The 23,328-nt window shown below is 48.0% G+C and carries 14 protein-coding genes; 1 reads left to right on the top strand and 13 read right to left on the bottom strand.

Translation table 11 applies throughout. The features are described 5' to 3' along the window. Positions 1-165: 165 nt before the first annotated feature. From A3849_RS23810 to A3849_RS23770, 9 genes are all read right to left on the bottom strand, one after another. Positions 166-3,534: a HEAT repeat domain-containing protein gene (locus A3849_RS23810; RefSeq protein WP_074113623.1), complete on the bottom strand. Its 3,369-nt coding sequence runs from the start codon at positions 3,532-3,534 to the stop codon at positions 166-168. Positions 3,535-3,573: 39 nt separating this feature from the next. Continuing rightward, on the bottom strand, positions 3,574-5,670 hold the full coding sequence (locus tag A3849_RS23805) for a CAP and S-layer homology domain-containing protein (RefSeq protein WP_074113622.1): 2,097 nt from the start codon (positions 5,668-5,670) through the stop codon (positions 3,574-3,576). Positions 5,671-5,834: 164 nt separating this feature from the next. Beyond that, positions 5,835-7,844 carry a phosphotransferase gene (locus A3849_RS33085; protein WP_074113621.1) on the bottom strand — a complete coding sequence of 670 codons (2,010 nt, stop codon included), beginning with the start codon at positions 7,842-7,844 and terminating at the stop codon, positions 5,835-5,837. 136 nt (positions 7,845-7,980) lie between these two features. Continuing rightward, positions 7,981-9,666 (bottom strand): S41 family peptidase, encoded by a 1,686-nt coding sequence (locus A3849_RS23795; protein WP_074113620.1) that lies wholly within the window; start codon positions 9,664-9,666, stop codon positions 7,981-7,983. 73 nt (positions 9,667-9,739) lie between these two features. Continuing rightward, positions 9,740-11,125: a sensor histidine kinase gene (locus A3849_RS23790; protein ID WP_074113619.1), complete on the bottom strand. Its 1,386-nt coding sequence runs from the start codon at positions 11,123-11,125 to the stop codon at positions 9,740-9,742. Then, positions 11,122-11,802, bottom strand: a complete 681-nt coding sequence (locus tag A3849_RS23785; protein ID WP_074084326.1) for a response regulator transcription factor — start codon at positions 11,800-11,802, stop codon at positions 11,122-11,124. Before A3849_RS23785 ends, A3849_RS23790 begins: the two co-directional genes overlap by 4 nt. A gap of 34 nt (positions 11,803-11,836) precedes the next feature. Then, positions 11,837-12,463, bottom strand: coding sequence for a type 1 glutamine amidotransferase family protein (locus A3849_RS23780; protein ID WP_074113618.1), 627 nt, complete (start codon positions 12,461-12,463; stop codon positions 11,837-11,839). A 143-nt stretch (positions 12,464-12,606) separates the two neighbouring features. Beyond that, the gene (gene gnpA / locus A3849_RS23775) at positions 12,607-14,772 is read right to left on the bottom strand and encodes a 1,3-beta-galactosyl-N-acetylhexosamine phosphorylase (protein ID WP_074113617.1); all 2,166 of its coding nucleotides are present in this window, start codon (positions 14,770-14,772) and stop codon (positions 12,607-12,609) included. Positions 14,773-14,783: 11 nt separating this feature from the next. Then, the gene (locus A3849_RS23770; RefSeq protein WP_074113616.1) at positions 14,784-15,803 is read right to left on the bottom strand and encodes a glycoside hydrolase family 88/105 protein; all 1,020 of its coding nucleotides are present in this window, start codon (positions 15,801-15,803) and stop codon (positions 14,784-14,786) included. Between the two features lie 159 nt (positions 15,804-15,962). Between A3849_RS23770 and A3849_RS23765 the strand changes: the two genes are divergently transcribed. Continuing rightward, positions 15,963-16,904 carry an AraC family transcriptional regulator gene (locus A3849_RS23765; protein ID WP_074113615.1) on the top strand — a complete coding sequence of 314 codons (942 nt, stop codon included), beginning with the start codon at positions 15,963-15,965 and terminating at the stop codon, positions 16,902-16,904. 6 nt (positions 16,905-16,910) lie between these two features. On the opposite strand, the gene A3849_RS23760 is transcribed toward A3849_RS23765, so the two are convergent. From A3849_RS23760 to A3849_RS23745, 4 genes are all read right to left on the bottom strand, one after another. Beyond that, positions 16,911-18,158: an MFS transporter gene (locus A3849_RS23760; RefSeq protein ID WP_074113614.1), complete on the bottom strand. Its 1,248-nt coding sequence runs from the start codon at positions 18,156-18,158 to the stop codon at positions 16,911-16,913. A 91-nt stretch (positions 18,159-18,249) separates the two neighbouring features. After that, a complete protein-coding gene (locus tag A3849_RS23755; RefSeq protein WP_074113613.1) occupies positions 18,250-19,413 on the bottom strand; it encodes a DUF4317 domain-containing protein in 1,164 nt (387 codons plus the stop codon). 66 nt (positions 19,414-19,479) lie between these two features. Continuing rightward, a complete protein-coding gene (locus A3849_RS23750; protein ID WP_074113612.1) occupies positions 19,480-20,115 on the bottom strand; it encodes a hypothetical protein in 636 nt (211 codons plus the stop codon). 175 nt (positions 20,116-20,290) lie between these two features. Beyond that, on the bottom strand, positions 20,291-23,328 hold a 3,038-nt coding region (locus A3849_RS23745), incomplete at its 5' end, for a DUF4073 domain-containing protein (protein ID WP_143191889.1).

Below are 23,328 nucleotides of genomic sequence, written 5' to 3'. Positions count from 1 at the left end.
GTCTTGTATATGTAAATTATAGGAAGTAAGCGCATACATTTCAAATTACCAAATTCAAGATTTACCCCCTCTTTTTTTCACTAATTTTTGGAAAGTCATCCATATCCTTTTGTCTTCTAACGCAAAAAGCCGCCCCCTTAAAGGGACGGCTAGGCATTTGGGGAACTAATCCAGCGCTGTCCAAATGTTAAGCGCATGTGAGCGAACCGCAATGTTCGTGTGATTTCTGTATAGCCTCAGACGGTCTGCGCACTCCGGACTCCACAATAGGGCACTTCCGGAAACTTCGAGCACAGAAAGCCCAATATATTGAGACTCATATCTATTACCTTCAGCTCCTAGCAGATCTACTATTTCCAATAGGGTTTCCGGATTCCAATAACCCCTACTGTCATTTAAATAATATGCGACCTGCTGATAAGCATCCCTTAACAGCTGTGGCTGATTTGAAATACAGTTAACCATCCGGTTGAGATAAGCGGCGGATTCCTCCACGACATTCCAGTCTATGGCTGCTATATATAATTTCATCACCAGCTGCTGCAAGGTCTCATCCAATGCCAGAACATCAATAATCTCCATATACAAAGGAATCAGGTTTACACGTGTGATCTTCGGCAATGACGTCAGCTGGTCTGCAAATCTCAGGAGACGCTGCCGATGAGGCAAATCTCTTGTAGCAGTTGCATTCCATTCTTCACTTATCGCTGCACTGGCCAAATTCCGACAAACACTGATTACCACCTCATTGACCTTCCCATCACGGCAGGTTTCGATCAGGGTGTTCATGGCAAATTCCCACCTGGTGCTATCCTCCAAATCCGTAATAGCCCGGGCCGTAGCAGCTGCAATGATTTCTTCATTTCCACTTATCCACTGCATCATACAACTGAATGCATACCTGCCAACAAACACATCCGGATGACCTGAAATTTCAATGATTAATGCTAAGTAGCGCGCTCTATAGTCTAGCGGAAGATCATGAGGCTGTTGAGATAATAAACTTCTCACGATGTCACTTTCTGCTGAAGAAGCCATTGCCTTTAATATAGTCCAGCCGCGTTCATCATCCAAAAGCTGTCTCGCTGCATGACCTATGGATATCATTACATCCTTGTGTACATTTGTTTTTGCGAACTCATCCATCAATAGCGGGATGCTGTCACTGCTTCTATAGGCACCCAGTAACCGGATGGCCTCTTTTCTGACTGTGATTTTCAGCTGATCCCGGTTCAACAGCTCTCTTAGCATTGCAGTCAGTAACACCGGGTTCACCCTGCGGATACATCTGGGTATAGAGTACATGGCTACACGGGCCCGGTCCCCATCCAGATGCTCCAGCAGAACAGGAAGCGCCTTTTCCGGCTCTTCCAGGAGTGAAAGGGCATGAAGTGCAGCTTCTGCTACGGTTACTTCTTCATCCTGCACAAGCTTCAGTAAGGGACCCGGACCAAGATCTGGCATACTTGCCATGATCCTGATGACGCTTGAACGTTCGGTCAGGCTGCGCTTGGCATCGAAGGCGACTTTTGTGAATAAGGAGCTTAATGATTGTTGCTGCCTTGGCAGCCACCTGTTAAACCCTTCAGCAGCCGGCAGAAGATAAATTGTTTTCCCCGATAAAAACCTGCCTTTGATCGCAGCCCCCGAAATAAAGGGGTCCAGCCACTCTTGACGTTTCCGGTGCAGATGGAGGAATACTTCATAGACTGTAATGAACGATTTATCCAAAGCCAGTAACTCTTTCACTCTTTCATCACGCGTGGTATGCGGGGCAAGCCAATGTCTGGCCGCTTGTATAGCTGTGGAATCTGTTTTTGCTCCCGTGGCTTCCTTTAACAGATTCTGAAGTCTGTTGATGCCGTAACCCCGTTTGCCGAATGAATTAGCCAGGCTAATTACCAGATTGTAGTCTTCTCTCCGGTTGGCTTGCACAGCTAATGGATAAATGGCGTCGAAGATGCCCCCTTCAATCCCCCGGGGTACATTCTTCTCTAAGGATGGCAGTGAGAGCTGACCACTCTGCTTGCCCAGTTTCCGGATCGTATCAACAGCGAATTGGAACAGCTCACCCTGAGGATCGAAGGCATGATGCCGCAGAATTGCGAATGCCATCTGTTGGACGCAGTACTTTGTACCATATGAAGTATCTCTCGCATCTATAACACTATCAACGAGCAAGGTAAGCTCTTGGACATGGGCATCCGCGAACACAGACGCAGGACTATCCGACAGCTCTTTGAACACTGCGCCCCGGACAGGGTCCTGGTCATTTTTGATCCGGCTGAGGAACAGCAGCGTCTCATCCATGCCCTGTCTCGATAGAACCGTACTCCTGATCAGCTGCATAAGCGCCGTAGCGCGTTCGTCTGCATTCGATACCTGTGTGGCTTGTTCAAGCTTCTCTCTGGAATATTGAATAGAACGGCAAGCGGTAATTCGAATCGTCCGGTCCCGGTCATCCTTGATTTCACGAAGTCCCAGCATCCGGGCAGCTTCCTTGTCACGCAACGTATGCGGCAATACATACAGTAATCCTTCCGGAAAAATACGCTCTTGGCGTCTATCCTCTGCATACACCGCATCAAAAATCACTTTGCGGCTGGAAGGGGGCATATGATGGAGCAGCTTCGCTATTTGCATAGGACGATCTGCTAGTAACTTAGCCAATTCAATCCATTGATCGATGGATAAATAATTTCTTCTTTGTAGAATCCCGTCAGGTACGCCATGAGCAAGCAGATCGCTGCGCGATTCGTTTCTTGTAAGCAGCCTATACACCGCATCAGGATGGATTCGAACTAAAATGCCGAGTTGTTTTTTCAGCACAGGATGTATGGTCCCCAGGGGTCCATGATTCATAGCACATTCTAAAAGCAAATCCGCCTTGGAATGCCCCAAAATTTCGATAGCCGATGAGAATCTCCACCACAGATATCCCTTTTCTCTAGGAGGTGTGCTCTCCAAAGTGGTTCTGAAATACTCTGCAACCACGTCTAGATGACGACTAGCCAGCTTGCGCCAATTGTGAATGACATATCCAATATCCATAAGCCATTTTCCAACTGTTTCCTTATAACATGCAGATAGCAATAGGGACGCCTCTTCCGCTCCCCACCCGGCATATACAGAAGGCAATAAGCGTTCCGCCAATTCCTGACGATTGATCAATGAAACACGGCGCAGCAGCTTCAGGCGGCAATCATGCGATAGGTTAGGAAGCTCGCGTTCAATATCCAGGTCTGAACCCACTTTGGCCAAAAGCCCCGCTGCCGTATTTCTGACACTTGCCACAGGATGCCGGAGGGCTGACAACACAACCTTGGCATCTTGAGTGACATCCGCACCGGCTAATGCAAGCTGTGCCTCATAGGCACCCCCCTCCAGTAAGGAAGACAGCAATTCGGAGTACTTCGTGGAGCCATTATGATCACGGCCTAGAATGGCTACTGTATGGATTCTGTCTGAATATTTAAGTGCATCCAGTTCTTTAAGCAAGTTCTTTTTATCCATGGGATCTTTTTTGAAAATCATAAGCCGCCTCCTCCGCTGTTCTCGTTTCATTCAACTGGATCAACTGGAATATTGGTTCTCGTTCATGGTGTTATACTGTACATTTAAATAATAACTAACTCCGGGAGTTTCCAAATATAGATTCAGAGAAGCTTGTTCGTAGGGACCCGACTCTACTTTGAACTTTCCTTCACTGTCTAGGGTTACAGTCACGTCTTCTATCTGTTTAGGATGCTTTCCCCCTGTTTGTACACGCACTTTGAGGCTTTGGCCGGCGAATTGGGTGAACTTCCCTTCAACAGTCAGCGTATGATCTTCATGGAAATCTGCAAAGAGGGTTTGATTGGTGAACGTATCCGGCTTAACGTACACTACCTTTGGGGGAAGCTCTGCTAACACTGATGTTGGTGTTGCACTCGCCGGCCGTCCCCGTAATTCAGTAAGCTTAGGCCGCAAATATTGAAGGATCTGAGCAGCCTCCGCACGGGTAATTCCCTTATCCCCCTGGTACCCTGACAAGGATAGCTCGGTAACCCCCCTCACATAATCCTTCCCTAACACGAACTTCACAGCATCATAGTTTTTGAAATTCAGCCCATCTGCTGCAGCTATGATCTCAGCGATCTTTAGCCGGGTAATCCGACTGTCCCTTGCGGGCAGTTTGGATATCCCATCCAGCGGGAAGTTCCGGTCCTTGGCGATCAGGTAAGCGGCATCTGCCCAATGCTTTATTTTGACTGGCTGATAAGCTTCAATTTTCACATTGTATGCTTTTAGGAGCATGGTCCAGAATTCAGCTTCGCTTACTGCTGCATCGGGTTTAAAGAGTCCCTTTCCCGCTTCGGTCATGATGCCTGCCTTCAGTGCCCATTCAATGGCAGGGAACGCCTTGTTCCCGGCAATATCCGTCAATTTGCCCGGGTCGGCAGCAGGGTAGATCTTTGATTTTAATTTTGGATATACTTTTACTTTAAGCTGTGAAGATAGGGCACCTAAGGATGCTGTAATGATGTATTCCCCTGATTTAACACCCATTATTGCTCCCGTGGAGGATACACTTAGACCATTTGTCTGGTTAACGGAATATTTAACCTCATCGCCCAAGAGCACATCCTTTGTTCCATCATCATAGTTGCCTTCCATTTGAAGCTGAAATGGTCCGCCTTCATTGATCACGATTTCTTTATAGGTTGGAACCAGCTGTGTCAGTACATGACCTTTTCCGGTGGTGAAAGACCATACTTTCGTCTGGGTATCCAAAGAACCTTCTACTTGATATTCCAGGGATACGGTGTACTTGTGATTCCCTTTTAATACCGACTTGGGATATATAAAAAGAGTATCATCGTTTTTAAATTCTTCATAATAAGGAACCTCCGTTCCCTTCTCATCAGTAAGTACCGTTTGGTGTGAGATCATATCCTTATCTGTAGCTGCAGATATAATATAACCCGAGTACTTGGCATCAAATTGTTCAAGTGGATTCGGTATTTCACTTCCGTAGAACCCGACAGGTACGTTGGCCTGCTGATCGTAAGGGTATACGGAGATCCCTCCATCTACAGGCTGTGTCTTTCCAGGACCGCCGGCATCCAAGACGGCAGTACCGTGAACCAGACCAATTCCAATCTCTGTATAGCGGGGGTCCAGTATAATGTCACGGTGATAGGCTGTATCGAGCCACCCTTGAATAGCTGCTTTACTGCTCTTTTGTTGGAAGTGCATGACCTCTCCAAATGCATAGCCCTGCGATCCCGACACCCAACCCGCAGCCTTCATCCGTGCCATTACCGACTGTCCCGTATAGCCGGGCTTTCCCGATATTTCGGAGTGAGCACTCAGGCCTGGGAGATCCGCTTGATTGTTATTGTAAAATTCAGCATGCGAGATTGCCGCCTTAGTAATCGCTGCATTCAGTTGAACGGGAGGAATCCCCGCCCGGGTTCTCACCTCGTTGAGGAATTGCAGACCTTCCAGCTGATCTGCGGTATACCCGGTCCCCTCACTGGCTGGATCTGCTGCGGCAATATTGCCTGCTGTACTAAATAACCCTGTACTTACAATTCCGAATACCAGTACGAAGAGGACAGTATAATGGATGAAGCGCATACGAGGACTGCGAACTGCCTGATTTCGTTTTTTTTCGACAAATAACATGATAATCCCCCTTTTTTTCTGAAGTTACCTATTCGACGTTTTTCAATATTTTTCCTCTATATGAGCAGAGGTCTCCTACTCCAGCAAAGTAAAAACGCAAAAATAAAGACGCTGGGGATGTAATTCCCGAGCGTCAGTCAATGGACGAACTGCGTTGACGATGTTTATGAAGTAGCCATGTTCAAGTATTTTTGCAGACCCTCCTTTGCACTTGGGTTACTTGTCCACGCCCCCAAATTCCAAGTCATAAAACGTAGGCCAAGATACCGCGAAGCAATCGCATACAACGGTTCAAATCGGTCAACAGGTATCTCTAATCCAAGCGAAGCCAACACATCATGATAGGCTACCGCTTGTTTCAATTCAAATCTTAAGGGGATGTCTAAGAAAAAGGACCCGTACCTGGCTTCCTCCCAGTCAATGAAAAAAACATCATCATTATTGTGCACCAATACATTTCCGGGATTAAGGTCATTATGGATTAACGTGTGCGAACGTTCATCGTTCAACACCACTTCAATGTCATTAACTATACTGCCAGACACAGCTTCGACTTCAGAAATATACTGACCGAAAGTCTCAATAAACTGTTCATTCTGTTTAGCTTCTTCCCATACAGGTTTCCATCGCCCGTAGATCATTTGTTCGATATGGTCATGATTAGCTAAGGGAAGCCACGATAACTCCTCTTTTAATCCGTGATTCATTTTGTGAATATAAGCCAAGGCATGCATTTCCTTTTTTTGAAGCATCTCCACATTAAGGTTCTGGTAATTAGTCTTATAATCCACATCCTGAATACAGAGAAGGGCCCGGTCATCTGAATCGAGGTCATGCGTTCTACTGTAGGGTACGTTAGCTGACTGCAATAATAACCGGTGGAGGATTCGGCGTTCCGCTTTATTCGCCATCTTCGTGATCAATGAAATGTATTCCTTGGTGCCTTGGTCTTCAATAAGAACTTTATGCCGGGACAGGTTGACCGCTTGATATCCCATATTTAGCGGAGTGCTTTCCATTTCAAGAACTGTTGCCGTACTGGAAATGAATTGCTTCGCCGTTTCCTGTATCAACTCTACAATTTCGTTATCTTCGTGCTTCATATATTGGTTATATAATTGCTCAAAGGTATCGTATCGCTCGACCTTTCTCCCTACCCTGTTGTATTCTTCCAGATATTCATCCATGGCCTGCAGGAACTGATCTTTAAATAAATTAAGATGATCCGAATCAAAATACTGCATTAACTCAAACTTTTTTGTCCCTCTCGTTTCTGTCATTTCATCAAGAAAATTTTGTGTACTCATTGCTGTAAGATAAGCATAGGATTTATCACCTAATTCTACACTTACTATAATCTTATTGCGCAGGTTACACCATAACTCCTCATAGGTACCAGCCAGATTATCATAGCCCGGGACAGGTTGCACTACGAAATCCTTATCCATTTTATGATATAAATCATTCATGCTCTTAAGAATGTTATAGGATGCATTTCTGATTTCCTGGGGAGTCTTCGCATCTATCACAGCCATATATATCATTTCAAAATCCCCAGGAATATAACGGTATGTACCTATTTCCTCCAGATATCTCTTAAGCCCCCGTTTGAAATAGGTATTGTTCAAATTCGTTAGAGCATTTACCAAATTGAATAAAACTCCGCATGAAGCATACCTTATTGCTCCTAAATCTTCAGATAGTAGGGTATTCGTATATTCCTGTTTTGCTACGTCTAAGTACTTTTTCGCTCTACGGATACATTCTCTTCCTATGGGCTTGGCTAAAGCATCGAGTGCTCTCTGTTTATATAGGTTAAACTTATCCATGTATTCGGGTTTTGCACAATATAATATCTGTAAATCTACCAGATGTGAAATCATGGGACTCTCGAGATTCGCTTCATCCTCTATTCTTGTTTCCCACGGCGTACAATAGATGTCATATCCAACATCCTCCAGGATAAAACAAGAAGAGATCCCCCAGCCCCGGTCCGTGTTATTAATGATAATTAGATCTAGGTCGCTTTTTTCATGAAAATCTCCGGTACTAAAAGAACCTGTAAGCCCAATGATTGCAATATCCTCAGGAAAATCTCTCTTCGCACGTTCAATAACCATGTTAATCAGTTTTTCATTTTTAATTAAAATCTTCTGTTTATTCCCATCATCCATATTCCATGTCCCCTCTCAGTCAGGTCCAACGATTGATTGTATTGTATCAACCTGCCTGAATAAGGGATATCCCGACTTTAGCTATAAATCAATCTATACCAAAGGCTACGGGATGCAGTTCCCGGGCAGCTATGGACTAATTCATCAGCTCCTGGTACGCATAATTCAATTCCACGTCCTGCCCTTCGATAAATTTCATTTTAAAGGTCTGCTCGTTCATGGGAACTGTAATGTCGGGAATTGCTCCTCCTTGTCCGTGTTCATCGCTATCCCCTTGAATCTTTTGGTCTTGATTAAGGGACCTGCCATCCGGGAACTGTACGACATATCCTCCCGGCATCTTCATCTCTATAGGAGCGGATACGACACCGAACGAACCATTCGTAGGCGTAAAGCCGATAATCTTAACATTAGGCATTCCTTTTAAGAACAGAGGTAATCCTTCCCCCGAGCTCGCGGTGTTATGATTAATAAGGACAGCTATTTTCCCTGAAAAGTAAATGCGCGAAGTTTGAACGGTTCTGGTCTCGGCACGGTTGAGCTCGAAGCGTCCTGTGTTCCGGTTATAGTAACTGACGTATTCAAAGATCCTTTTCCCGTTCACGAAATGTCCTGCCATTTGGGCAACCAGGTCATCATCCCCGCCCGGATTATCCCGTAGATCAATGATTATTCCTTTTACTTGTTTCTCCTGAAACTCTTTTATTGTATCTTCCAGCACTTTCGCGGGATCAGATTGCGTTGTACCGGGAAGGAAATATCTGATTTTTATATAGCCGTAATTGTCCTTAAGGATCTGACCCTCCACTGGCGGATCTTCTTTCTTCAGCTTTACCTTTGTTTTCTTCAAGGTTTCGAACTGATCATCATAAGCTGTAAGCGTTGCAGTTATGGCCGCCGGATCGTCCGGATTCTGAAATTTGACTTGGATGTCTTGGCCGACCGGGGCCCTTGCTAAGAACCGTCCTTGATTCTGAATCCGGACTCCTTCCGTTGCCGGCGGGTTCTCACTCCAGAACGTCTGGTCCAATGCCTTGTGAACGTCCTTTCCATCCCAGGTAATGATTTCGGCTCCGAGCTTGATGCCGCATTTGTCAGCCGGGCTGCCCGGTACCAGCAAGCTAACCAACACCTTGCCGTTATCCAATTGAGTCACGCTGATTCCGACTCCGCCGCCAGCTTCTTTCTTAAAAGTGCTATTCCCGTCATACAGATGTTCGTTCACGATTTGGATATGACCGTCACGGAAAGAAAAGAGGTAATCCCTTAAAGTTTTATAGTAGAGGCTGGAATTCCGGTTGATCTCTGCTTGGAGGATTAATGGCTCGTATTTATTCCGCTTAGCTTCCCAATCGACTTTTTTCCAGTCTCCGAAAGGATATTCGGCGGATAATCTTTCGTTCATCGCAATGAAGGCCTGGGTATAGCCCTTATGGCTGAAATCGCTCACTGGATTATATCGGACTTCGCCCGCAATGGTTAATGCCAATAGCGTTGGCAGGGAACCGAGGACGAAACCGATAACCATGAAGGTCCGAACCTTCGGGGATATGGGTTTAACGGACGGTTTAAAGATTCTTCTAACAGTGAATAAGAAAAGTATGGCCGTTGAGGAGTAAATCAACAGAGCCAGTATAGAGGCATCACCACGGATAAGACTTATAACCGCAATGATTACGCCCGCGCCGGGAATAAAATAAAACCACCGGTTATTTTTGAGAAAAACATACCCCAGCAAGACAAACAAGTACAGGGCGCACAAAATCATTTCCCAGCCCGTTAACCATTTCAATGAATCGAAAATATTAAGTATAAAGCTCATCGTTCATATTCCTCCAATCGGTTCAATGTGTTTCGTAGTGAGCTTATTGGAGAAATATGAACGGAGCGTGAACTTAAAGAACAGAATCAGAAGGAGAGACAACCGGAAGTGTTACGGTGAACGTTGTGCCCACCCCGACCGTACTCTTCACCTCTATGCTTCCATGATGGAGAGCAACGATCTTGTGGGAGATGGCAAGGCCAAGACCATTGCCGCTCCGGTCTTCCGCCCGCGACTTGTCCACTTTGTAGAAGCGCTCAAAAATAGAGCTAATCTCCTCCGGCGCAATGCCGATCCCGGAATCGCTTACTGCTACGGCAATCTCATTAGGATGGGGCCGGCTGATCACGATGAAGACCTGTCCTTCGGAAGGTGTGAACTTGATGGCATTCCCGAGCAAATTCATCCACACTTGATTGAGTTGATCCTTATCTGCCGTTATTCGGACTGCAGCCCCTGAAGGAGACTCCATATCGACGCGGATGTTTTTGGCCGACCACTGGGGCTCACAAGAGACAATCACCCGCCGAATCTGCTCATCCAGGGTATAGGATTCCGCCTTGAACGGATGATGCTCCGATTCGAGGGAAGCCAGCTTCAGCAGATTGTCGCTTAGTCTGGATAACCTGTCACTCTCCGTAACGATAATATCCAAGTAGCGAACGCGTTCACCCTCCCCGATAACAAGATTGCCATCCCTAAGCGCCTTCGCAAAACCAGAGATGGAGGTTAACGGGGACTGGATTTCATGAGACACGTTCGATACAAAATCCTGCCGCATCCGCTCCATTTGTCTGATATCCCGGGCCATATCGTTAATGCTCCGCGAGAGGGTTCCCAGTTCGTCTCCGCGGTTTATTTTCAGCTCAACCTCGAAGTCGCCTTTGGCCAGCCGCTTAGTCGCATCCGTCATCGCTTGGAGGGGCTTCACCACATATCTGCCAGCAATGAGAATGCCCAAGCTTCCGATCGCGAGCATGAGAAGAAGGATGGTAAAGAACAAACGGATAAGCGCGCCTTCGTTCTTAGAAGAGCTCTGTAAAAATAAGGCATACTGTTTCCCTTCAGATACAAACGGAAGGCCGACAAACGTTCCGTTATCTTTTCCCTGCGAACGGTACAGCTCTCCCTGCAGCACCTTGCGCACAGATTCCGGGTTAATCTTGCCGGCCTTCCTGCCTTTGGCCGGTACATAGGATTTCACCCCGCCATTGCCGTCGTACAGCTGGAGGGTATAGGAAACCAATTCGGCCATATTATCCATTAATATATCCAAATCCGGAGGATTCGTCTGTTCATACACGCTTATGATACGATTGCCGGCCGCGAGCATATCGTTCTTCCCTGTAGCGTTCAGAGTCTTCTGGAATAGAGCAAGGGAGATTAACAAGGATGAGACCAGGCTGATGACGATGACGGCCAGAAAAGTCAGCACGACGCGGACATATAACGTTTTCACCCCGGATTCACCGCCAGACGATAGCCTACACTTCGTGCCGTTTCAATGCGGAAATGGCGGGCATCCCCGGCAAAACGTTCCCGCAGCCGCTTGATATGAACGTCAACAGTCCGGTCGTCTCCTTCGTAATCCATGCCCCAGATCTGGGTGATCAGCTGCTCCCGCGTGAAGATCTGCCCCGGGTGGCCGGCAAGCATGAATAACAGTTCGAATTCCTTTAGAGGCAAAGTTAATTCCTGGTCTCCCCGCATGACCTTATACGTTTTCCGGTTCAGTACGATATCCCCCAGAGGGATGACCTGGGAAGAGGCAATCCGGGATCGCCTCAGTAATGCCTTAACCCTCATCACAAGCTCCCCCGGATCGAACGGCTTCGTCATATAATCGTCGGTCCCGAGCTGGAAGCCTTTGATCTTTTGACCCGGTTCACCCTTGGCCGTTACCATCAGAAGCGGAATATCAGGATCACTTGTCCGAATCGCCTGGCATAACTCCCATCCGTCCATATGCGGCATCATAATATCGAGGATAACCAGATCGATTCCCGAACCTTTGATGATGGCATGTGCATCGATGCCATTATCCGCCTCAGCGAGATCGAACCCTTCATTCTTCAAGTAAAGGCAGATCAAGGCGCGAATATGCGGATCGTCATCCACGATAAGAATTTTGACCATATAAACAGTCCTCCAGCCTTTTGTATTCATAACCTCACTGGACTGATTCCATCAGCTCATAGAAATACTGGGAATCGTGAGTCTTATTAAGACTATACCAAGCATCTAATGTTTTTGTAGAGAACACACCCAGTGCTTTCAAGAAATGCGCTGCAAATTCCAAAGGCGCTATTCCTGAAGATGTGATCAGTTTTCCATCGGTTACAGTGGACTCCTTTTTATAATACTGTTCGCCCGTATAAGCGGGACAGATCATTTTTAGATATCCTAGATCATTGCTTGTATGACAGCGTGAATTCAGCAGTCCAGTTTGGGCTAGTCCTATTGTAGCACCGCAAATGGCTGCAACCAGTACCCTGTCCTGTAAACACCGCTCAACAAATTTTAAGATGGGGTGATGAATGGACTCTGTCCATGTATTTCCACCGGGTAAAATTAATGCATCTGTACTTTCAATGCTGCACTCATCCAGTTGGAGGTCAGGCAGTATTTTCAATCCGCCCATTGTAGTTACAGGTGTCTTTTCAATTCCCACGGTAACTATTTTGGATGGGGAGAGTCCCTTTCTGAAATATCTTCCCGAGTTCAGTTCGGAAGTTAAGTAACCTATTTCCCAGTCTGCCATGGTGTCAAATACATAAAGATATACCGTGCTACTCATTTGTAAATCCTCCTAATATATTATCAAGTGATAATCAATCATCAACATCGATCAATTATTATCCCTATTATAAAACGGCTTAACTGACAACTACTGTCAGTCAAGCCGTTTTATTTAATCATATATTATTTAGCCAATGAATTCTATTCACCGCCTATAGTCAGGATAACCGTGTCATACGGAGCCAATTCCATGGTGTGTTCTCCATACTCCGTATGGATCGTAGTTCTTTGCAGCTGGCCGCTATTGTTCATCACAACGAGCTTCTTACTCTCCGGATAATAAGCACACTCTGTATATAAGTTATCCGTAATGTACTTTGTCTCCTGCAGCTCATTGCCCGCATAACGAAGCAGATTCAGCAGCAATCGTGTATTTTCCCAGCTGAATTCGAAAGAAGGAAGATAGATTCCCTTACCTTTACCGAAGGCATGAGTGGATAGGGTTATGCTTCCGCTTGCTTCATCCATCACTGTAGCGGTCCCGTCGGTAAGATAAATGTTAGGCTTAGGTGTTAGGCTGGCCCCTTCAGGCACCAATCCCTCCTCCGCCTTCACCTCATAGGTCCATCGGCCATGTGCTACTCTTGAGCCTGTGTCCTCATCCAGACCGAGAACATGTGCCATTCTGAAAAAGCTGTCGTACCCGTTGACCGCCGAAGGCTGGTTAATACCGATAAAGGTACCGCCCTCATACACCCACTGGGTCAGGACGTCCACGCACTTGCTGTCTCTCCAGCAGTCCCCGCCGCTCCAGGCTGAACCGGCAGCGCCCGCATTGATCACTACATCACATTCTTGCAGCTTCCCCTGACGGATATCCTCGAAATCAATAAACTGCACATCTACCGGCAATCCGGATAAGGCCTCATTGATATGAATCAGATCATGCATGAGTGTTTCATGAAAATGGCCGGACAGCGTCCACGATCTCAACTTGCCCCAAGCATGCAGAATGGCTACCTTCGTCTTGATCTGATACGGCTTGCCCTGTTGATGCAGCTCTTGAATCTCCCGGAATTCACCCGCAATCTTCTCGATATAATCACAGAAATCCGGGTAAGGTTCTACCAGATGCAGGTATCCGCCTAGTCCAATCCGGTCGACCGGCTCGCGCAGGAGGGCCCGCCGGATATGAATCCAGTATTTCTTGGCATCCAGCGTAGGGTCCCCGCCCTCCATGAAGGTAGGCGCTCCGCCTAAACCAACCGGAAACAGATACGGATGCAGCCGGATCTCATGCGTATCCACTTTTACCCCGGAACACAGCCTTGCCTCATAGCCTGAGAACACGCATTTAATCATCCCGTCCAAGCCAAACTCCTGAAAACGGTCGTTGTACGGCTCCATGCCCACCCAGCTGTCATCATAAAAGACATACGCCAGCTTGCCGTGCTTATGCACAAGGTCAATCAATTGCTTGCCAAATCCGATGACAAAATCATTGATAAAAGCCATATAATCGAGCTTGCGCTGCTCAGCCGGGGTATGACTGACGCGGTATTTCCCGCCATTCACAAAATCCTCGGCCGACAGCGAATAACCGTATCTCTCAGCAAACAGATCAAGTGCTCTTGCACTTACCGTGAAGTCATATGAACCCCAGTCCGAGAACAGATGGCGGTTGCGCTCACTGCTGCCCCAGATCCAGGCGAAATTATAAAAAAGCGAAGTGAACCGGACAACCGTTGTTTCCTTATGCTGCAGACACCAGTCCTCTATCCAGTCCAGCAGATACTTTTGCGTGTCTGCATACATGGGATCAATCTGCATCAAATGCTCTTTATCCCAATGATTCGTGGTGTGATTGTACATGGAAATCTCTTCCCAGATCCGGTAGGCCATGAAGCTGACCGTGTATTTATGCCAAGGCGCAATTCCGGTAAGGACCACGTTTCCCGCTTCCCGTTCATAATTCCACTGTTCTCTGGGAACCTCCTCCCCGGTCGTCCGGTCCACAACCTGCCAATACTTAAACGCCTCTTTGGAATCATTCACTCTGAATTGTTCAGCAAAAAAATCCTCCATCAGATAGATGGATACATATCCCTGCACCGCTACCTTCGGATTCGTAATGAGAAAGCACTGCTGCAGCTTATCCGAATTGCGCGAAGCCCACACGTTATGATCCCTAATAATACAGAGGGTAGAATAGATGCCGTATCCTGCGTGGATAATCTCATCGGACAACTTCGTGCCGTCACTGTCACGGATGACATCGGCACCCCAACGTTCAGCGAGTTCCAGGGTCAGCGCCTCATAACCGGATTCTCCCGGCAGCGTAAAGGCTCCCGCTCTATGTTTGGACAACGTGTTCCCTCCTATTGAAGCATGTCGGACAGAAAAGCGAGTGCTAAACCTTGTCCCCAGCCCTGAATCCAGTCTTTGGGAATATTGCGGTACCCTTCCCGGTCCTTCATCACTGCTGTTCCGCCCGATACCCCCAGTACCCGTCCATCTTCGCTGATATGGTCCAGAATGCCTTTCAGGGCCTTTTGCACATATTTGGTATGGAGCGGATTGCCGTTACCCACCATCGCCGCCGCAATCCCGCAGGATGCAGATACTTCTTCATAGGATTCCACGTCATCCAGTACCGTCCGCCATAAGCCGTTCTCCGTCTGTACCAGCTTCAGCGCGGCCAGCTGATCACGCAGCGAACATTCCACGTCCATACACTGCGGATACAGATACCAGTCATTGAGCAAAGGTTTGACCTGAGACATGGTATAGGCACCCCAGGCATTCGCTCTCCCCCAATACAATCCGGACATGTGATCCTGCTTCATATTATTGTAGCCATGGAACCAGAACCCGGTGCTAGGGTCTTGCAGGTATTTGATGTGCCAGTAATATTGATTCAGGGCATCCTGGATCATCGCCTGGTCCTTCAGTTTGCTTCCCACCCGCAGCAGGAAAAAAGCCGCCATGAACAGCGTATCCGCCCAAGCCTGCTCCGGAAAATCATTCGATACGGATACCGTATGCTGCAGCACATGGTCCCCGAACCTCAGCGCATGATTCTGGAGATAATCCACCTTGCTCATCACAATATCCCAATATTTCTGGTTGCCTGTCTCTTCATACAAGGTGATCAGCATATGGCCCATGGCACAGGTGTTCACCGTCCAGTCCGGCAGGCCAAGCTCTATATATTCATCCACCCACTGGATCAGCATGTTCAGATAATCCTTATTGCCTGTGGTCTGATAAGCTCTGGACACCCCATAATACGCCACCCCGCAAGGCCATTCCCACGTTAAATCCATGGCCAGGGTTTTTCGGGTCACTTTGTCGATAATGCGTAGAATTTCTTCCTTGTCATACGTTAATTTATCCATCTTAATCCCCTCTCTTGTCGAACACTTCATATCCGTCCATATGCGTGCAAGCGCTTTACAGACTCTATTGTAAGCAGTAAAATGGTCTACATCTAAGCATATTCGCAGTAAAAGTGTGCAGTTTCGACCATTTATGTTAGGGAGAAGGAGTAGCCACAGATGCCCAGAAAAAAGAAACCCGTCATCGAGTACCGCCACTACAGCCTGCCGATCCATTTCCCTATCCTGCTGCTGAGCGGAGACCGCTGGAGGATTTCCGATATCAAATCTGAGCATTTGCATTTCCATAACCATTTGGAGATTGGTATTTGTTATTCAGACAGCGGCATCATGGAGATCAAAGGAGAAGCCGTCCCCTTTAAAGCCGGGGATGTGACCTTTCTCCCCCGGTATCTTCCCCATACGACGTACAGTTCACCGGGTGAGGCCAGTCTGTGGTCCTATCTCTTTTTCTCCCCGGAGGATCTGTTCCAGCATTCCTTCAAAAGTGCCTACAGCAGCTTCGAACCGAATCTGTGGCGGGTGCAGGGGAAGAACTGTATTTTGAACAAGGCGCAGTATCCCAAGGTCTATTCCCTGGCCACATCCGTCGTCGAGGAATTGAAGCAGCAGAACCCCTACTATCAGGAAAGTGCCTACGGCTTGTTGTTATCGCTGTATATCGAACTCCTTAGAATCCATTCCACGAATGAAACACTGGCGGAACAAGACACCGAGCATAGCCTGAAGGGCGATTTTATCATTTCCCCGGCTTTGGAATATATCACCACAAACTACATGACCCCCATGACCATCAGTTTCCTGGCAGATCTGTGCCACCTGAGCACCACACATTTCCGCAGAAAATTCCATGAGATCATGGGCACCGCCCCTCTCGATTTCCTGAGCAGTACCCGGATTGAAGAGGCCTGTAAGCAGCTTAAGAGCACGGAAAATTCCATTCTCTCCATCTCCGAACAAGTGGGGTTTCACTCCATTTCCAGCTTCAACCGCTCTTTCTCCAGGCTAATGGGGGTGTCACCCAAGGAATGGCGTAAAGGTGCACAGTCCGAGGCGCATTCCGCGAAGGCGTCTATTCTGGAGTATACAGGGTGGGTGTAATCCGGCTCACGGATTGTGAAGTTCTCCGGGCTCCTGCTTCGGCAGAGTGATAAAGATGACAAATCCAATGATAAATAACGGGATCACCGATAGAATACTTAGGTTGGCATTGCCCGTTAAGGTAGTTGTCAGAGACATAAGCGCAGGACCGATGATCGCCGCGAATTTGCCAAAGATATTGTAAAAGCCAAAGAATTCATTGGATTTTTCCTTAGGGATAATCTTCGCATAATAAGACCTGCTGAGCGCCTGAATGCCACCCTGAGCCGAACCAATTAACGCTCCAAGAATAAAAATATGCCAGACGGAAGTGATAAAGAAAGCCGCGATACAGGCAATGATATAGGTGAATATCCCCACAATAATCATCGTCCGGGCGGAGTAGGTTTTGGCCAGATTGCCGTAGAGAATCGCACATGGAAAAGCAATAATCTGGATCACCATCAGAATGCCAAGCAAGGAAAATGTGTCTAAGGCATCAGCGCCCAGAACGGACGTCGCATAAGGCACTACCATTTTAATAATCGTATCTACCCCGTCAATATAGAAAAAGTAAGCCAGCAAGAAAACAAAGACCATTTTGTGCTGTCTGATATTCCTGAAGGTGTTAGCCAGTCTTCTGAAGCTGCTCATCACCGGTCTGGGCTCAGGCTCAATATAGTGTCTCTGCTTCACGTCTCTGATCATGGGTATGGTCAACAGCCCCCACCAAAGGGCCGTAATGATGAATCCAATCTGATAACCGGTAGCCTTATCCATCCCCATAGCAAGAATCAAGAGCAGGCTGATCCCAAACGGAATAACGCTGGAGATATAGCCAAAAGCAAACCCCCGGGTCGATACCTTATCCATCCGTTCATCCTTCGTAACATCCACCAGAAAGGAGTCATAGAAAATGTTAGCTCCGGCAAAACCGATGGCTGACAGGATATAGAATACAATTAATAGCTGCCATTGTCCGCTCGCAGGTGCGACGAAGGCCAGCGAAGCGGTAGCCAACACCCCGATCATAGTAAAAAACACGAAGAAACGTTTCTTCGTGTCCTTGTAATCAGCTATCGTCCCTAATACCGGGCTGAGGATCGCCACCAGAATACTAGCGATGGAATTAAAATACCCCAGATCCATGCTGCTGCTCACATTCGTAAACATACCAAAGACTATGGGCAAAAGCGCCGTGGTCACCGCCATCGAATACGCCGAATTGCCGCAGTCATACAGAATCCATGATTTCTCTTCTTTGCTAAGCTTCATCCAACATCCACCTCTTATCACTAGTTAATTACTGTTATATCACGTGATCATATGAGGCATGTTAAGCGGATGTAAAAATCACCAATGCTACCTATAACGTCTCCGTACTGAGTGTAAATCCTTCGATCACGACATCCTCGTCCACCTCGATCATGATGCAGCGTTTCCCTTGATAATTCACCTGCTTCACATATCTCAGGTCCTGCGGACTAACCGAGATGGTTGCGACCTTTGTCTCAATCTTAATGGACTTCGAGGTGAACTTCGGAATCACACTGGTAGCTTTAAGTTCGTAGTTTCTGTCATCGATGATCGTCTCGAACGCACGCTCCACCTTTTCCGCCGTCACATCCTCCACTCCGCTTACCTTCAGGACGCGTTCCACATCTTTAAAATCCAGCTTGGGAGCTTCCTCCTCCTCGTTATCTTCGATGACCTGTTGGATTTCCTCATACATCTGGGCAAGAGTGGTCGTATCGAGCTGTTCGCCCGCCACTTCCTTCACGATCTCCTCAAAGATGGTTCTCACTTCCAGAGCCGTTGCGGATCTTTCGGCATTTAAGACCTGCTCAATGAACTGAGGATCGGGATAATTCGATTTTCCCGTACAATACAGAATGCGGTTCACATCCGAATAGTTGTCCGTCACACTCGGATAAAAGAACCCCTGCTCCGGCGTACTGAGCTTAACAATGGGATCGACGATAATATTGTACTTAAATTCCCGCTCCACATAATCGAACATGAGGTTCTTGCGCTGTTGCTCCGTGGAATTCACGCTGCACAGAATGAACGGATGCGCGAACATCTCGTTCTTCTCACTCTCTTCGGCTTCATCATTTCTGGTCTTGGTCGGACGGTAATACTGCCCGCGCACAAAAGTGACCACCATGTCCTTTTCATACTTGGCATCTGCCAGCATTTTGTCCACCAGCAGCATCATCAGGTCCTGCCATTCTTCAGGATCACCTGTCACCAGGCCTTGGTGAAGCATGACCCGCGCCGGATCCTCCGCATCCTCCTGAAACTTCAACTCGAACAGCTTATGATCCAATTCACCGGTGAGCAGTTTTTTGAAATTGCCAATATACAGCTCCTGCTTCTCTCTGTCCACGAGGCCAAACGGCAGGCGCTCCCAATGATAAATCTCGTTCGTCTCCTTCATAATATACACGTTAAGAATATCAAACAGCTTGAGCATTTCATGGTCCAGCTTGAATTGTTTGCGAATGTGCGCGACTTCTTTCTTATTCATAATCGGTTCAGCAGCTCCTTAGTTGTGTTATGCCTTATTAGTATAAACGATAGGGGCGGAGATGGGTTAGACTACTTCCGTACGGAGCAGCCTCACACCTAGAACGACAAACCATGCTGAGAACAATAACTGAGAAGCGAATACCGCACCGGTCCCAATCAACCAGGGAAACGCGCCAATCAAGTCCATGATCCCAGTCACCAATCCCAGAATGGCTGTAAGCTTACCGATCACGCTTTTTCTTATGACGAGACACAAGATGATAGTAGCCATGCTCAGGATGATCGATACGCAGTGAATGCCGCCATAGTATATACTGAGGACCAATTTGTAGATATCAGGGGAGAGTTCAATACCATATACCGGATAGACCAATCGCCCCAGAATAATGACCAAGAAGATATTTACAGGTATGACGACAGCCAAGAGGCCACACCCCAGAAGGGTTTTGACCTTATCCACCTTCACCAGAATCCGGTACAAGGCAACGATGGAAGGGATCAACAATAAAGTGGCAAAGAACAGCAATTCGTCCGCCATCGCAATATTAGTCTTCCAGTTCTGCAGCCATGTCATCAGATCTGCATCGGATAGCGGAGGAATAGGCATCGGCAGAACAAATAGATACTGAACAAAAAAGAGAATACCCGAAAGAATCAATGAAATTCCGCCAAACTTAATCACACTGATTTTTGGTTTCATAGGGCTTATCCACTCCCTCTCGTCTAATCAAGTGAAACCTATGGTATTGATCCATAGCTGCCTTACTATCGTAATCTATATGGTTGGGTTTGGGATAGATCCCCCTCCGTAAACAACAGCATAAAAGCGGGTTCAGACTGGGTCTGAATCCGCTTTTTCGCTGTTTATTCCGAATTTAATTCGTAAGATCCGACTTCTGTAGCAGCCGTTGAATCAGGACTGCCACTTCTGCACGGGTGACATTGGATTTGGCCTCCAGTTTGTTACCGCTGCGGCCGCTGATCAAGCCTGCTTTGAAGGCCAGTGCGAGACTGTCCTTAGCCCAGTCTCCTACACTTCCTGCATCCTTGAAGCTGGCAAGCACGCTCGCAGCATCTGCAGCCCCGGTCCGCTCAGCAAGTCCGGTCGGCTTCATCGCTTTGGCAATAATATTCATCGCCTGCTCACGGGTGATTTTGGCATCCGGACGGAATGATCCGTCTTCGAAGCCGGTAATCAGACCGAACTCAGAAGCTGTTTCTACCGCTCCTGCATACCAGGCATCCGCAGATACATCCGCAAATGCCGTTTTTCCTTCCCCAAGCTTCAGTCCCAAGCCGCGTACGATAATTGCCGCGAACTCCGCCCGGGTAATATCAGAATTCGGATTAAATGTTGTTTCGTTCACTCCGTTAACTATCATACGTGAGCCCATATCATTCACCGCATCCTTAGCCCAATGGTTCTCCACATCAGCAAAGGTCATTGGATGCCAGACCACCGAATAGGAGCTGTTCGTCAGGCTGTTAATCTCTGCATAATACTTTCCGTCCTTCAGGATGATTTTGGTCGGTACATGCCGCACTGTTCCATCAGGGTCTACAACAATCCCTGTTGTAATCCGTTTCGGGTCAATGCCGGCCGGAAGTGCTACTGTCCGCTTAACATACGCGTTAAACCGGCTGATCTCCACTGTCGAATTGCTGTAAGTTCCGGTAATAGTGAAATCCAATGAAGGAGCAATGAGGGTAAAACCACCTCTGCTTGCTGCCCCTGTTATCACCTGGCTCATGGTCGTCGAAGTCTCACCAATGGTAATCTTCAGCTTGATATCTTCCAGCTTCACACCGGTACCGAATTGCTGAGCCATCGCCCCGATGTTGATTTCCTTGGCCGGCAAGATGTAGGAAGCATTATTCGTCTGAAGCACTAGTGTTGACGATACATTCTCCATGTTTTTAATCATCTGACCATTCAGTTCGCCGACGAAAATGTTGGAATCCAGCGATACCGGAATTGTAACCACTGCCCCGTTGCCTTCCGTATCCAGCTTCGCTTGGAGTTTGGATGGATCAACAGTGATAATAGTTGTTTTTATGGTACCGGTGGTTGTGGTCGTCGCTGTGCCTGCGTTCTCTTGCTTGCCGTTAACAAGGACTATTACTTCGGTAGTCCCCCCGGTGCCACTGGGCGTGCCGCCGGTATTGCTATTCGTGTTGCCTGGATCAGTGCTAGGAGCCGTCGTTTCAGCAACTACAACTGCTATCACGCTTCCATACTTCACTACCTTGCCGCCCGCATCAACTTCAGCAATACCAATTCTTTCACCATTCGCCGCAGGAACCAATCCATCACTTCCCACAAGCGTGTAGCCTGCAAGGATGTCTCCTACATTCGGCACTACGGCACTGCCTGTGCCAAAGTTCTTATAGTATAAATTATGTCCAGCTGCAGGTGCAGGTGTGACTGTGATTTGGGTTTTACCGTTATTGCCCGTGCCGCTTGGATCGCTGGCGCTCAAGTTGAGACCGCCAGCTGGAGCAGGCACACTATCCGTAAAGGTCAGTGTAGTAGCCGGTCCTGCCGGTAAAGAGCCACTGGCAGCCACCCTTACTTTAACGATATGATTGCCGCTTAAATCCGGCAGGTTAGTACCGTCATACCGTACATAAGATTTATCATCTACTGCAAATTCCATGCTCGTATCGAGACCGACAATCGCATTGTTCTGATCGTCAGCTGTGACTTCAGGTGCGGCTGGAATGACTGCATTGGAGTTATGCACGGTAACTTGAAGAGCAATGGAAGCAAAGGATGTTGGCGTCGCCTTTACCCGGATGTAGTAGGTATCAGGGGCAAGGCCGGTTATCACAGTATCCTCCACAATTGTCCAAGAGCCTGCGCTGCCTTTCTTGTACTCCATCTGGAGTGTCACATTCTGAATGGAACCGTTGTTAGCCCCGCCGTACGTGATATCTGTGACAGTCACTCCAACCGGAGCTGCAGAACGGGACGGAACATTCAGCGTCTGCGCCGTACTGTCTGTAGTCGTCGTGCCGTTGCCCTTCTTCACGATGCTCAGCGGTGTTCCCAGCCAGCTGCTATCGATCGCCAGCTTGCCGTTAGCGTCTGCCGTGACTGGATTACCATTCACGGTGTAGGAACCGTTTGCCGTCAGGCCGGTCAGCTGCTCGGCCGTGTAGTCGATCACTGCCGCCGGGGTGATTTCCGGTGTGGCCATGTACGCGCCGACCGTCACTTGTACGGGAGCTGAAGCGAATGTTGTTGGCGTCGATTTTGTCCGGACATAGTATGTGTCCGGTGAAAGTCCGGTTACGCTTGTACCCGTTACGTCTGACCAAGCCCCTGCGGAGCCTTTCTTGTACTCCATTGCAGTGCTCACATTCGTGAGTGAGCCGTCGTTCGCATTTACTGCTGTTTCATTCGTCTTGCCGACACTGCTTGGTGCCGCCGGACGGGACGGAACATTCAGCGTCTGCGCCGTGCTGTCTGTAGTCGTCGAGCCGTTACCCTTCTTCACGATGCTCAGCGGTGTTCCCAGCCAGCTGCTGTCGATCGCCAGCTTGCCGTTGGCGTCTGCCATGACTGCATTACCGTTCACGGTGTAGGAACCGCTTGCCGTCAGGCCGGTTAACTGCTCGGCGGTGTAGTCGATCACTGCCGCCGGGGTGGTTTCCGGTGTGGCCGTGAACATGTCAACCGTCACGCTTTGCGCTCCTGACGCAAATGCCGACGACGTTGCTTTTGTCCGGACGTAGTACGTGTCCGGTGCAAGTCCGGTTACGCTCGTGCCCGATATGTTCGTCCAAGTCCCTGCGGAGCCTTTCTTGTACTCCATTGCAGTGCTCACATTCGTGAGCGAGCCGTCGTTCGCATTCACTGCTGTTTCATTCGTCTTGCCGACACTGCTTGGTGCCGCCGGACGCGACGGTA

The sequence above is a fragment of the Paenibacillus sp. P46E genome (assembly GCF_001909095.1).
In the GTDB taxonomy this organism is placed as follows: Bacteria; Bacillota; Bacilli; order Paenibacillales; family Paenibacillaceae; genus Paenibacillus_AQ; species Paenibacillus_AQ helianthi.
This window is presented reverse-complemented; position numbering and strand designations above follow the sequence as displayed.